Genomic DNA, 12183 nt, shown 5'->3' with positions numbered 1-12183 from the left:
GGCCTGGACCTTGCCGGCGGCGCGATCAGGACGATCATCTGGGCCACCGGCTACCGGCCGGACTACTCCTGGCTGGAGCTGCCGGTGCTCGACCGCTGGGGCCACGTCCGTCACGACGGCGGGGTGGCCGACCATCCGGGCCTCTACCTGATGGGAATGCAGTTCCTGCGCCGCCGCAAGTCCGCGCTGATCGACGGCGCCGGCGATGACGCGCGTGATCTCAGCGACCATCTGGCGGCGTATCTCAGGTAAGGTTCGATCTGCTAGCCGACGCGGGCCCATAGCAGCAGTTGTGCAAGAGATCATCGATTCAGGGCAGCGGGATCGGCTTGTCACTGAGTGTGCGCAAGTAGGCGATCAGGTTGACCCGTTCGGTCTCGTCCGGGACGCCAGGCGTCTCCATCTTAACGCCCGGCGTGGTAAGCATAGGCCCGAAGAGATATCTGTTCAGGTCCTCGTACGTCCATAGCCCCTCCCAGCCCAGCAAGGTATCGGAGTAACGCATGTCTGCCACGGATGCCTTGTCGCGGCCGACGATGCTCCATAAGTTGGGTCCTATCTTGTTCCCTCCCTGCGGTTCGGCAGTGTGGCAACTGACACACACGCGGGCGAAGTAGGTTCGACCTTTCTCGACATCGGCAGAAGCCAATTTCATTGAGATCGGAGCCGGTGTTGGCAAGACAACCCCGTGCGACAAAAGATAGGCGGCAATTTCGGCTTGCCCCCGGCTCTTTGCGATATGGAGCGGCGTCTTGCCGCCCGTTGTCTTCGCATTCACGTCTGCGCCGGCCTCGACCAGCGCCCTCACACAATCGAGACAATCGAGAGTGACGGCGACGTGGAGGGCGGATTCGCTGTCACGGTTGGAATTTGGATCTGCATTCCGCTCCAGCAACAGATTTAACAGATCGATCTTGTCTTTCCCCACGGCCGCCATCAGCGGAGGGCCCCAAGCCGTCTGGGCGTTGACGTCCGCACCACGTTCTATGAGCAATTTTGCCGCATCGATGTGGCCCAGCATCACCGCAAGATAGAGCGGCGTGGCAGTGCCATCGCTCTCATCTATTCCGGCACCTGCATCGAGTGCCGCCGTGATCGCCGCGACATCGCCCTCCATGGCGGCGTCGTGGATGGCGGCGGCATGCGATACAATCGGAATGTGTGCAAGCACTAACAGAATGAAAAGCAAGAACCCGCGCATTAGCATCTCCCAAGGCAAGCCTGAGGATCCGGCACGATTTCGAGATTGCAAAGTCTATCTCAAAATCCCCGATCGCGACAATGGCTTCGGGTGTATGAGCCCACGGCCTAGCAGAACCAACGCCCAACACCAAAGGGACCAGGTTGGTCACCGCCGACACGCCGAATTACGTGACCTGCGATCATATCCCCAAATGCAGCTTCGGCTTCCAGAAGGGGCGGAACAATTCGATCTTGGGACAGCGGTTCATCACCACTTTCAAGCCCGCCTCCTCCGCCAGCCGGGCGGCAGCATCATCCCTCACCCCGATCTGGCCCCACAGCACCTTGGCATTGATGGCGATGGCCTCCTGCGCGACCTCCAGCAGATCTTCGGAGCGGCGGAAAACCTCGACCATGTCGACGGGCCGGTCGATGGCCGCCAGCGAGGGATACACTTTAAGCCCTCGAATTTCCTCCACGCCGGAACTGGGATTGACCGGGATCATGTCGTAGCCGGTTTCGTGCAGCACCCTCAGGACACCATAGGAAAACTTGGTTTTGTCGGGGCTGGCGCCCACCATCGCGATGGTTTTGACCGATTTCAGGATCTCCTGCAGATAAGCCTCCGGATAGGGCTCATCATGGTTCATATGGGTCATTTCTTGTCGTCCAGCGGGGTCGCAATATCGGCTTTCAATTCATGCGCGGCCAGGGGGTCGAGGAACGGGTTGCGATAGAGCCTGTCGTGGCTTTCGACGCCGACCTCCAGCGTGCAGTCGCTCAGCGGGCGGGCAACGCAGAGGATGATGTAGCCATTGGCGATCTGGCGGTTGTTCAGCGCCACCTGCGCCTTCTGATCGACCTTGCCGCTGATCATCTTGGCCGCGCAGCTTATGCAGCCGCCATATTTGCAGCCATAGGGCAGGTCCACGCCCTGCTCGCGCAGGCTCTGCAAGAGCGGCTTGCGGCGATCGACCTCAAAGGCCGCGCCGCCCTGGTTGGCGAGCGTGATGGTGAAGCTGGTCATACCCAGATGTCGCTCGTGCAATCACCGCCGGGATAACGGGTTTCGTGACAGCGGCTTGGTCCATTCGGTTCCTTGCCGAAATCGACGACAAAGCGCGGATCGATTGCCATGCCGCCGTTTTCGGTATCGCAATTGACCATCAGCATGCAGCCGCCATTGGTGCGGATTTCCGGATAGAACTGGTTGTCCCAGGTCGAGAACAGTGAGGTCGTCACATAGAGCCGCTTGCCATCGAGGCTGAGCTGTATCATCTGCGGCCCGCCGGTGACTTTGACGCCATTGACCTCGGGAGCGCGGCCGAGCAGTCCGCCCATCCACACCTGCCCGGTCAGCCTGGCGTTGTGCGGGTCGGAGATGTCGTACTGGCGGATGTCGCCATGCAGCCAGTTGCACAGATAGAGGTACCTGTCGTCCATGCTGAGCAGGATGACCGAGATCACGCCGGGTATCGGGATCGGCCATTCGGGATGCGGCTCATTGTCGACGTCGACAATCTTTTCCCATTGCCAGTCGCCCGCCGCGTCCTTCCACCAATGGATGATGTTGGCGGAAAGCGCCGCGCCGACAAAACCGTGGCTGCTGTCGGGATTGTGATGGAAGCGCACTTCCAGCGGGATCAGGCCATCCTCACCAAGATAGAATGTCTGCCTTGGCTCCTTCTTCTCGAAATCCCAGAAATGGATCTCGCGGCCATATTTCAGATGACCGACCTCTTCGAGGTCGAACCCGGGCATGAAGGTGTTGGGCGCGGCCCATTCCGAGCTGACCATCACGTTGTGCCGCGGCTGGTACCAGAAATCATAGCCGAACTTGATGCCGCCCATGGAGTTTTCCCAGCGGCCGACGATCTCGAACTCCTTGCTGAGCTGCAGATAGCCGCCGGGGGCATTGCCTTGCGCGTCGCCAAGCATGGAGACGATGATATCCGAGCCGAGGCAATGCACCGTGTGCGGCGCCGAAAGATTGGTCCTGGCTTTGATCTCGGCGCCGTCGATGACCTTGAACAGGGTCGGATTGCGCGGATCGGTGCCGCAATCGACAATATGCAGATTGGACGAGCGCACACCCGGCACAATCAGGTATTTCCGCTCCATGCTGGCATCGCCATGGCACGACGAGCAGGCATTCCAGCCCGAGTGATGCAGCTCATCGCCGATGCCCGGCATTTGCAGGCGTGAAATCACCTGGCTGTAGGTCGGGCTCTGCGGGTCGACATCGATGGTGCACAGATAGTCCGGCTTCTGAATGCCCGTGCCGGTGTAGATGGCAATCGTATAAAGCAGCTTTTCGCGCGGTGCCCGCATCGCCTCGGCGGGAGAAGCATAGCCCGGTCCACAGCAATGATTGGTCATGGGCACTTCCCTCTGAACAGGTCACCGGCCGGCCCCAAAGGAGGTCAGGCTGGAATGTTAGTGCATGCTTGGCGCTGGCGCTACGGTGGTGTTCGGTGAAGCGCAGCGCGATGTCCAACCCGGCGACCCAGCACCGAGCGGCGGAACAGCGGTCGTTCTCGCGCGTTATTCCATTAGGAGTAACTAATGTGCGTTTCGTGGTCGTCCAAGAGCCGACCGACACTTGGGCCGTGTTTGACACGATCGCTGACGAGCCCGCGGGTTTCGCAAGCCAATGCCTCATTGGGTTGACGCGTGAAGAGGCTGAGTGGTTGGCGTCAAGGTGCAATCAACAAATGTCGCGAAACGTTCGGCGCGTTCAGGACACGCCGCGGAACGTTGTGCCACTGATGGCGAGTGTGAATGAAACGATTCGTCGGCAGGCCACATGATGACCGAAGAAGCGATGGCTGCTGTTTTGGCAGTCAGGAACACGGCAGCCGAGATCCTGGGTGTAGTTGACAGCGCCAACAAAACCGATGCCGCTGTCGACGTCCGCCGTCTGGGTGAGGCCGTCCAGTTCCTCGCCAACGCTCCAATCCTTGGCTACGATGTTCGCGCGGCCATGGTTTTGTACGGCGACCTCGGGACGCCAACGCTTCGCGCCAGAGATTGCGAGCAGTTGTGGGCCAAATACGGAAAGGCCCTGCTCGCGTATTGATGAGATCAGATTGGAATGACCTCATCGGCTGCTGAAACGCGCGCCGCAAACGCGCGAGCCTACTGAGACGTGTCGCCCGCGTTCGCCATTTCGTCCTTGAAGCTCACCTTTGTGCTTTTCCGCACCATGGCGGCGAGGTCCTCGGCATCCCAGTTGGTCAGCCTGATGCAGCCATGCGAGAAGGTTAAGCCGATCTTGCCGGGTTCGGGCGTGCCGTGAATGCCGTAGCTTTCAATGGAGAGATCGATCCAAACCGAGCCCACGGGATTGTTGGGGCCGGCCGCAATGGTGAACGGCCGCTTGGCCTTGACTCCCTTGAAAGCGAAGTCCGGATCGTAGTGATAGGTCGGATTGCGCACCACGCGCTTGACCTCCGCCTCGCCATTCGGCGCCGGCTTCTCGGCGCTGCCAATGGAAGCGGGGAAGACTGCGAGCCATTTGCCGGAAGGATCAAGCACGCGCACCTGGCGGGCGCCCTTGTCGACCTCGACGCCGGCAATGGCGGCGGGAGGATCCCCCCGGCCAACATCCGGCACCAGCAATTTCGTGCCGGCCTTCCTGAAGCCGATGCCAGGATTGAGCCGCCTGAGCAATTGCTCGCTGATATGGAAGCGCTCCGCCAGCCTCTCCGTGGCATTGTGATAGCCGAGCCTCGGCAGGCGGGCCATCCGCTCCATGCGGGCCGGGATATGCCTGGTAAAAGGTCCGCGCACATCCTTGCGCGTCAGCTCATAGGTCACCAGAGCCGGGCTCGCGGAGGTTGCCATCAGCCTGTCCCAGGTCTCGCGCGTGAGCTTGCCATCGGACGGCAATCCATTCGCCGTCTGAAAGGCCCTGACCGCCCTGGCGAAATTTTCTGATGCACGGCCCTCGATCAGGCCTGGCGAGAAGCGGGCGCGATCCAGAAGAATCTCTGCCTTCAGCAGGACGGGGCTGAAGCCTTTCGGTTCCTCGGCGGTGAATTGCGCCTCGTTGACGGTGGCTGGGTCCAGCTTGGCCGCCCCTGCCCCGCCGCAAGCGAGGGCAAGCGCCACAGCGACCAACAGAACGAGCCGGGGCATCGATGTCACTCCACGAAAACCTGCTTGTATTATGACGCGGCAGGGCTCTTCTGGTTCCGTTCACTCACAGCTGCAGGGCAGAACCTGACCAGATGAGGCACTCCAGCCGGCGATGAAATGGCGAGGGTCTTGCAATCTCGCGATGCGACGCCCGGCCGCCGTCCTTATCGCCCGCTCGGCGCGCCCGGCTTCATGATAATCTCGCGATGCGGATACGGAATGCTGATGCCGTTGGCCTTGAACGTGTCCCACAGCGCCAGCAGCACCTTGCCACGCACGTTGGTCAGGCCTTGCTGGGGGTCGCGGATCCAGAAGCGCAGGACGAAGTTCAGCGAGGAGTCGCCGAAGTCGGTCAGCCAGCAGACTGGCCGCCGATCGGCCTCGACCCGGCCCACGCTGATCGCCGCCTCGATCGCCAGTTCGCTGACCTTGTGCGGGTCGGCGTCGTAGGAGACGCCGAAATTCACGTCGAGCCGCACCAGGTTGTCGCTGAACGACCAGTTGATGACCCGCTGGGTGATGAAGTCCTCGTTGGGGATGAGGAACTCGCGGCCGTCGCGCGTCACCACCGAGACGAAGCGCGCCCGCAATTCGCGGATCCAGCCGAACGTGCCTTCGAGCGAGATCGTGTCGCCAGGCTTGATCGACTTGTCGAGCAGGATGATCACGCCGGAGACGAAGTTGGAGACGACCTTCTGCAGCCCGAAGGCGAGGCCGACGCCGACGGCGCCGGAAAACACCGTCAGCGCCGTCAGGTCGAGGCCGACGGCGGAAAGCGCGACGGCGCCGGCCACCAGCACGAGGCCGATCTTGGCCACCTTGCCGACGAGGACGCGGATCGACGGCGTCAGTTCCTCGGAGAGGCGGACGCGCTCGTCGATGTAATTGCCGACGACCACCGCCAGCCAGACCGTCGCGACCAGGAGCAGCGCCGCCTTCAGCACCATGAGCGCCGAAAGCCGGACCGCGCCAAGCGGGATCGCGAGGCTGTCGAGGACGGTGGCCGCGTCATCGCTGATGTGCAGGATGACAAGGGCCGCATAGATCCAGGCCAGCCAGCCCAGCGTGCGCGCGACGAGGCGGTTGCGGATGATGCGCGACAGCACCGTCGCGAACAGCCACGCCAGCGCGAGCAGGAGCGCGACCTGGATGAGATGGGTGCGGCTTGGCCAGGTGACGGCGCGCAGCAGGCTGAGCGCGGCAAACAGGAAAAGCGTAAACAGGATCCAGTCTGTGCGCCGCAGCAGGGCGATCACCACCCGCAAGAGCCCGGGATGGCCCTTGATCTGGCGTGCCTGGCCCTCCACCAGCGGCTCGACGCGCAGCGCCGCGAGCTTAGCCAGCGCGAATAGCGCGGCGATGATGCCGACCTGATAGACGAACCACGGCGTGGCGGCATAGTCGAACCATCCGCCGGCCCAGGCCAGCGACCGATCGATGGCGTCGCGAAAATCCATTTGCCACGACCACTTGGCTAAGGAACTGCAACTTGTGATCCACAATGTCGCCGGGCTTGGCAATGGTCAAGCAGAGCTTGGCTGCGTGCTCGGGGTTTGCGCGACCAGGCGTAAGCGGTCACCGAAGAGCTGGGGAACAACGGCCCGTCCATGTCCGGCGCGCTCGACCCGCCGCGCTTCGGTTGATAAGGCCCGCAGGGAAACTTTTTCGAGTCGACAGATGACGGTTGCGATCGAGATGGGCGAGACGAGCGCGGGGGCCACGGCGGCGCTCGACCTCGAGGAGCTTTTGGCGACCCGCCTTCTGGTGCAGGGCAATTCCGGCTCCGGCAAGTCGCATCTCTTGCGCCGGCTGCTCGAACAGAGCGCGCCCTGGGTGCAGCAGACCATCATCGATCCCGAGGGCGACTTCGTCTCGCTCGCCGAGCGCTTCGGCCATCTGGTGATCGATGCCGAGGAGCATACCGAGCGCGGCCTGCAGGCGGCCGGCGAGCGGGCGCGCATCCACCGCGTCTCCACCGTGCTCAACCTCGAAGGGCTCGACGCCGAGAACCAGATGCGGCGCGCCGCCGCCTTCCTCGGCGGGCTGTTCGAGGTCGCGCGCGACCACTGGTATCCGATGCTGGTGGTGGTGGACGAGGCGCAGCTCTTCGCGCCCGCGGTGGCGGGCGAGGTTTCGGACGAGGCGCGCAAGCTCTCGCTCGGCGCCATGACCAATTTGATGTGCCGCGGCCGCAAGCGCGGGCTTGCCGGCATCATCGCCACGCAGCGGCTGGCGAAGCTTGCCAAGAACGTCGCGGCGGAAGCCTCCAACTTCCTGATGGGCCGCACCTTCCTCGACATCGACATGGCGCGCGCCGCCGATCTGCTCGGCATGGAGCGGCGGCAGGCGGAAGCCTTTCGCGACCTCGAGCGCGGCCAGTTCATGGCGCTGGGTCCCGCGCTGTCGCGCCGGCCGCTCGGCCTGCGCATCGGCCCGACCGATACAAAACCGCGCAACGGCACGCCGCGCCTGATGCCGCTGCCGGAGGCCGCGTTGGAGGACGCGCGCGCGATCATCCTCGCCGCACCGTCTCGGGCGGCGGCGCTGGAGATTCGCCCCGAGCCGGCCGAGCCGGCACCGAGCGCCGAGGACCTGGCCGAGCGGCGCGAACGGATGGACCGCGTGCTCGGCGCCGTGCTGGCCGAGCCCGACGCGGGTTTTCGCGTCGTCGGCGTGCTCTATCAGGAGTTTGTCGTCCGCTGCCGCATCGAGGGGCTGGCCTCGGTCGTGCCCGACCTTGCCGAGTTCCGCCGAATGCTGACGCGGGCGCGGGCCGGCCTCGGCTCCGAAATGGCGGAGGACGATGCCTGGCGCGACGTCTCGGTGCGCGCCTCGCTGCTGCCCGAGGACATGCAGGGCGTCTTCATGATGATCGCCCGCGCGGCCAAGGAGGGCCGGCCGTGCCCGAGCGACGCGGCGATCGCGCGCGCCTATGGCTCGCACTCGCTGCGCCGCGCGCGCCGCCTGCTCACCTATATCGAGGAGCAGGGCCTGATCGTCTGCCAGCTCGACGGCACCGGCCGGCGCACGGTGACGCTGGTCGAGCTCGCCTGGGCGACGGCGCCGGGCGATCCGAATGCGGAAGAGGCGGAGCTAGGCGTTTCGTGACGAAAACAAGGCCCCTTGCGGGGCCTTGCCTTATTACCCACCGAAGCTAGCGCCCTGCCTATTTGCCCATCAGCTGCTTGGCGTTCTCGGCGGTGATTGCCGTGGTCTCCACCGTCACCGTCGGCTCCACCGAGGTCGCGCAGTCGAGCAGGATCTTCTTCGACATCTCGATCGCTTCCTTGGCGCCGGTCGGATACGTGAAGGTCGCCGCCCAGTCGCCCTTGGCGACGGCCTCGATGCCGCCGGCCGGACCGGGCAGGCCGTCGGTGCCGATGATCTTGACGTCCTTGCCGGCGCCCTTGGCGGCCAGCAGCGCGCCGGCCGCCATCATGTCGTTCGAGGCGTAGAGCACCTTGATGTCGGGATGCGCCTGCAGCATGGCGGCAAAGGCGGTCTGGGCTTTATCCGGAACCCAGTCGGCGGCCTGCTCGGCGACGACCTGGATCTTGGCGTTCTCCTTCACGCCGTCCTTGAAGCCGTTGAGGCGCTCCACCGCCGGCGTCGAGCTCGGCAGGCCTTCCAGCACCGCCGTCTCGCCACCGTCGGGCAGCAGCGTCTTTGCGGTGTATTTCCCGGCTTCGAGCGCGATCTTGTAATTGTCGCCGCCGATGAAGGCCGTGTAGTCCTTGCCCGGGTCGCCGACCGTCTTGCGGTCGAGCTCGATCACCGGAATGCCGGCATCCATGGCGCGCTTCACGGCCGGCGTCAGCGGCGCTGCTTCGAAGGGCGAGATCAGCAGGATATCAACCTTCTGGGTGATGAAGTTGTCGACCTGCGAGGTCTGCGTGTTGACGTTGCCGGCGCCGTCGGCGATCTGCAGCGTGAACTGCGGAACGTCCTTGGCCGCGGCCGTCAGTTCGTCATTGACGTGCTGGCGATAGGGTTCGGCGTTGTTGGCCTGCGAAAAGCCGATGACGAACTGACCGTCCTTGGCGCAGGCCTTGACCAGCGGCTCGGCGGCCTGTGCGCTGCCGGCGATACACAGGCCGGCGCCTGCCAGAAGCGCGGCCCGAAGGACGCGCGATCCTCTCAACGTGGTTTTCATGCTCACTCTCCTCCTCGTCTGGCCGGGGGCGGACAGACCTGTTTGGTTCAGTCTCGGGGGTATGCTTGCCGCCGGCCTCCTACCTGCCCAATCCCTCGCGGCGGCGAACGAGGGATTGGAGCACTGCCGCCAGCACGATGATCGCGGCGGTCGCGAGCAGCTGCGTGGCGGGGGTGATGTTGTTGAGCTGAAGGATGTTGGCGAGCGCGCCGAGCATGATGGTGCCGGCGACGGTGCCGACCATCGAGCCGGCGCCGCCGAACAGGCTGGTGCCGCCAATGACGACGGCGGCAATCGCCGTCAGCTCATAGCCCATGCCGTCATTGGCGCTGCCGAAGTTGAACTGGCCGGCATGCACGATGCCGGCAAGTGCGGAGGCAAAGCCGGTGATGGCATAGACCGAGATCTTCACCATCGACACCGGCACGCCGGAAATGCGCGCGGCGCGCTCGTTGCCGCCGACGGCAAAGACGTAGCGGCCGAAACGCGTGGTATTGAGCACCACCGTGGCGATCGCGGCAAAGGCGATGAAGACGATGGTCGCCACCGGCACTGTGTTGTCGAACAGCCGCTCGCCCAGCACCGCGAACACCGGCGGCGCCAGGCCCGGGCCCTCGCCATAGGAGATGTTGATGTACTGGTTGCCGGAAACGATGAGCGCCAGGCCGCGCGCCGCCTGCAGGCCGGCCAGCGTAACGATGAACGGCTCCAGCCGGAAGCGGGTGGAGATGGTGCCCTGGACGATGCCGAAGACGATACCCATGGCGAGCACGGCCAGAATGGTCGAGATCAGTCCGAAGCCGCCGGAGATCATCATCGTTGCGGTCACCACGGCGGACAGGCCGAGCACCGCGCCGACCGAGAGGTCGATGCCGGCGGTGATGATGACGAAGGTCATGCCGATGGCGATGATGCCGGTCTCGGACACGGCGCGCACGATGTTGGCGATGTTGTCGGGGTTGAGGAACAAGATCTCGCCATGGCGCCTGGGCGAGAAGATGACGCCGCCGATCGCCACCAGCACCAGGCCGATCAGGCTCTGGAAGCGCACGATGATCGCCAGCGGATCGACGCGCCTCGCCGCAGGAGCAGCGGGTACCGAAGGGCTTGAAGCTGCCGGGCTCGCCGCCACCGAAATCTTCTGGTCCGACATCAGGCCTCCCTGCCGTTTGCCGCGGCAAGCACGGTGTGCTCGTCGACGCCGCCAATGAATTCCGCCACGTTGCGCCCCTGGCGCAGCACCACGATGCGGTCGCAAAGTCCAATCAGCTCCGGCATCTCGCTGGAGGCGACCAATATGCCGAGCCCCTGCGCCGCGAGCGCTCTCAGCCGCGCATAGATTTCGCCCTTGGCGCCGACATCGACGCCGCGGGTCGGCTCGTCGAGGAGCAGCAGGCGCGGGTTGCCGAGAATTTCCTTGGCCAGCACCACCTTCTGCTGGTTGCCGCCCGACAGCGCGCCGACGGATATGTCCGGGTTCTTCGGGCGGATGTCGAACTGGCCGAACGACTGTTTGACCGCCTCGGCCTGGCGGCGCGGCGACATCAGGCCGGCCGGCGAGATGCGGCGGATCACGGACATCACGAGGTTGAGGCCGACGGCCATTCTCAGCATCAGGCCGCTGCCGCGCCGGTCGTCGGTGACGAAGGCGATGCCGGCCTTGCGCGCCGCGTCGATGGAGTCGAGTTTCACGGGCCTGCCGTCGACTGCGACCTCGCCCTGCCAGCGGCCGGCGAGACCGGTGCCGTAGAGCGCGGAAAGCAGTTCGGTGCGCCCTGCTCCCATGATGCCGGCCAGGCCGACGATCTCGCCCTCCCTGACCTCGAGCGAAATGCCGCTCGGCGGCTGCCAGCCGGCGCTTTCCCGGGCGAGCTTGAAGCTGGCATCCTTGAGGCGGAGCAACGTCTTGCCGGCGCTTCTGGCGCGCGCCGGGTAGAGTTCATCGAGCGAGCGGCCGACCAGGAGCCGCACCAGTTCGGCCTGCGGCGCGTGCGGCTCGGTGACCCCGGCGACGCGGCCGTCGCGCATCACCGTCACGCGGTCGGCGATATCAGGGACTTCCTCCAGCCGGTGCGAGATATAGACGATGCCGACGCCGGTCGCGGCGAGCTTGCGCATGATGTCAAACAGACGCTCGACCTCTCCGACGGTGAGTGCCGCCGTCGGCTCGTCCATGATCAGCACGCGGGACGCATAGGACAGCGCCTTGACGATCGCCACCACCTGGCGCTGGCCGATGGAGAAGTCGGCGACAAGGCGCGCGGGGTCGATGGCGAGTTCGATCGCTTCCAGCCGCCGCTTCGCCTCGCGGCGCATCGCCGGCACGTCGAGCAGGCCGCCCGGTCGCATCAATTCGCGCCCGAGGAAGAGGTTCGCCGCGACATCGAGCGAGGGCACGAGGTCGAGTTCCTGGAAGATGGTGGCGATGCCGGCGGCCTGCGCCTCGCGCGGGTTGTTGAAGGTGACCGGCTTGCCGTCGATCTGGATTTCGCCCTCGTCCGGCGAGTAGACGCCCGACAGAAGATTCATCAGCGTCGATTTGCCGGCGCCGTTCTCGCCGAGCAGCGCGTGGATCTCGCCCGGCTTGAGGTCGAAGTCGACGCCGCGCAGCGCCTGCACGCCGCCGAAGCGTTTTACCGCACCTGTGACCGAAAGCAGCGGCGCGCTCATGCCGGCCTCATGGGGGTTGGCCTCGCGCAGGATTGGCG

General features: G+C 64.7%; 11 protein-coding genes and 1 pseudogene. 3 read left to right on the top strand and 9 right to left on the bottom strand.

The annotated features are described in order from the left end of the window. Positions 1-252, top strand: a pseudogene (locus EN781_RS11425) (pyridine nucleotide-disulfide oxidoreductase); the annotation flags it as partial. 58 nt (positions 253-310) lie between these two features. Here the strand turns inward: EN781_RS11425 and EN781_RS11420 are convergent. The 4 genes from EN781_RS11420 to EN781_RS11405 all read right to left on the bottom strand — a co-directional run bounded on the left by EN781_RS11420 (position 311) and on the right by EN781_RS11405 (position 3561). Continuing rightward, positions 311-1201, bottom strand: a complete 891-nt coding sequence (locus EN781_RS11420) for an ankyrin repeat domain-containing protein (RefSeq protein WP_127399997.1) — start codon at positions 1199-1201, stop codon at positions 311-313. A gap of 181 nt (positions 1202-1382) precedes the next feature. Continuing rightward, on the bottom strand, positions 1383-1841 hold the full coding sequence (locus tag EN781_RS11415) for a CoA-binding protein (RefSeq protein ID WP_126055182.1): 459 nt from the start codon (positions 1839-1841) through the stop codon (positions 1383-1385). Next, positions 1838-2209: a 2Fe-2S iron-sulfur cluster-binding protein gene (locus EN781_RS11410; protein WP_126055183.1), complete on the bottom strand. Its 372-nt coding sequence runs from the start codon at positions 2207-2209 to the stop codon at positions 1838-1840. The genes EN781_RS11415 and EN781_RS11410 overlap by 4 nt, the downstream gene beginning before the upstream one ends. Continuing rightward, on the bottom strand, positions 2206-3561 hold the full coding sequence (locus EN781_RS11405) for a selenium-binding family protein (RefSeq protein WP_126055184.1): 1356 nt from the start codon (positions 3559-3561) through the stop codon (positions 2206-2208). The genes EN781_RS11410 and EN781_RS11405 overlap by 4 nt, the downstream gene beginning before the upstream one ends. A 430-nt stretch (positions 3562-3991) precedes the next feature. On the opposite strand from EN781_RS11405, the gene EN781_RS11395 reads away from it, so the two are divergent. Further along, positions 3992-4261: a hypothetical protein gene (locus EN781_RS11395; RefSeq protein WP_245492584.1), complete on the top strand. Its 270-nt coding sequence runs from the start codon at positions 3992-3994 to the stop codon at positions 4259-4261. Positions 4262-4320: 59 nt separating this feature from the next. Here EN781_RS11395 and EN781_RS11390 read toward each other — a convergent pair whose 3' ends face one another. Then, positions 4321-5322 carry a L,D-transpeptidase gene (locus EN781_RS11390; RefSeq protein ID WP_127399996.1) on the bottom strand — a complete coding sequence of 334 codons (1002 nt, stop codon included), beginning with the start codon at positions 5320-5322 and terminating at the stop codon, positions 4321-4323. Positions 5323-5486: 164 nt separating this feature from the next. Continuing rightward, positions 5487-6779 (bottom strand): mechanosensitive ion channel domain-containing protein, encoded by a 1293-nt coding sequence (locus tag EN781_RS11385; RefSeq protein WP_126055186.1) that lies wholly within the window; start codon positions 6777-6779, stop codon positions 5487-5489. A 220-nt stretch (positions 6780-6999) separates the two neighbouring features. Here EN781_RS11385 and EN781_RS11380 point away from each other — a divergent pair, with 220 nt between their 5' ends. Next, positions 7000-8430 (top strand): ATP-binding protein, encoded by a 1431-nt coding sequence (locus tag EN781_RS11380; protein WP_127399995.1) that lies wholly within the window; start codon positions 7000-7002, stop codon positions 8428-8430. Between the two features lie 58 nt (positions 8431-8488). On the opposite strand, the gene EN781_RS11375 is transcribed toward EN781_RS11380, so the two are convergent. The 3 genes from EN781_RS11375 to EN781_RS11365 form a co-directional block, all read right to left on the bottom strand. Further along, on the bottom strand, positions 8489-9475 hold the full coding sequence (locus tag EN781_RS11375) for a substrate-binding domain-containing protein (RefSeq protein ID WP_126055188.1): 987 nt from the start codon (positions 9473-9475) through the stop codon (positions 8489-8491). A 79-nt stretch (positions 9476-9554) separates the two neighbouring features. Beyond that, the gene (locus EN781_RS11370) at positions 9555-10628 is read right to left on the bottom strand and encodes an ABC transporter permease (RefSeq protein ID WP_245455491.1); all 1074 of its coding nucleotides are present in this window, start codon (positions 10626-10628) and stop codon (positions 9555-9557) included. Continuing rightward, complete coding sequence (locus EN781_RS11365) at positions 10628-12145, bottom strand: sugar ABC transporter ATP-binding protein (RefSeq protein WP_126055189.1); 1518 nt, start codon at positions 12143-12145, stop codon at positions 10628-10630. Before EN781_RS11365 ends, EN781_RS11370 begins: the two co-directional genes overlap by 1 nt. Positions 12146-12183: the final 38 nt, after the last annotated feature.

Origin of the sequence: Mesorhizobium sp. M4A.F.Ca.ET.090.04.2.1, assembly GCF_003999085.1 — a bacterium.
In the GTDB taxonomy this organism is placed as follows: domain Bacteria; phylum Pseudomonadota; class Alphaproteobacteria; order Rhizobiales; family Rhizobiaceae; genus Mesorhizobium.
Note: the sequence above shows the minus strand (reverse complement) of the source record. Positions and strands in the feature narration are given on the sequence as shown.

What these genes read in the sequence shown, in the direction of transcription:
- EN781_RS11410 (WP_126055183.1), bottom strand. Translation starts at nt 2,209, where the DNA reads ATGACCAGCTTCACCATCACGCTCGCCAACCAGGGCGGCGCGGCCTTT.
- EN781_RS11375 (WP_126055188.1), bottom strand. Translation starts at nt 9,475, where the DNA reads ATGAAAACCACGTTGAGAGGATCGCGCGTCCTTCGGGCCGCGCTTCTG.
- EN781_RS11365 (WP_126055189.1), bottom strand. Translation starts at nt 12,145, where the DNA reads ATGAGCGCGCCGCTGCTTTCGGTCACAGGTGCGGTAAAACGCTTCGGC.
- EN781_RS11395 (WP_245492584.1), top strand. Translation starts at nt 3,992, where the DNA reads ATGACCGAAGAAGCGATGGCTGCTGTTTTGGCAGTCAGGAACACGGCA.
- EN781_RS11385 (WP_126055186.1), bottom strand. Translation starts at nt 6,779, where the DNA reads ATGGATTTTCGCGACGCCATCGATCGGTCGCTGGCCTGGGCCGGCGGA.
- EN781_RS11405 (WP_126055184.1), bottom strand. Translation starts at nt 3,561, where the DNA reads ATGACCAATCATTGCTGTGGACCGGGCTATGCTTCTCCCGCCGAGGCG.
- EN781_RS11390 (WP_127399996.1), bottom strand. Translation starts at nt 5,322, where the DNA reads ATGCCCCGGCTCGTTCTGTTGGTCGCTGTGGCGCTTGCCCTCGCTTGC.
- EN781_RS11420 (WP_127399997.1), bottom strand. Translation starts at nt 1,201, where the DNA reads ATGCGCGGGTTCTTGCTTTTCATTCTGTTAGTGCTTGCACACATTCCG.
- EN781_RS11370 (WP_245455491.1), bottom strand. Translation starts at nt 10,628, where the DNA reads ATGTCGGACCAGAAGATTTCGGTGGCGGCGAGCCCGGCAGCTTCAAGC.
- EN781_RS11380 (WP_127399995.1), top strand. Translation starts at nt 7,000, where the DNA reads ATGACGGTTGCGATCGAGATGGGCGAGACGAGCGCGGGGGCCACGGCG.
- EN781_RS11415 (WP_126055182.1), bottom strand. Translation starts at nt 1,841, where the DNA reads ATGACCCATATGAACCATGATGAGCCCTATCCGGAGGCTTATCTGCAG.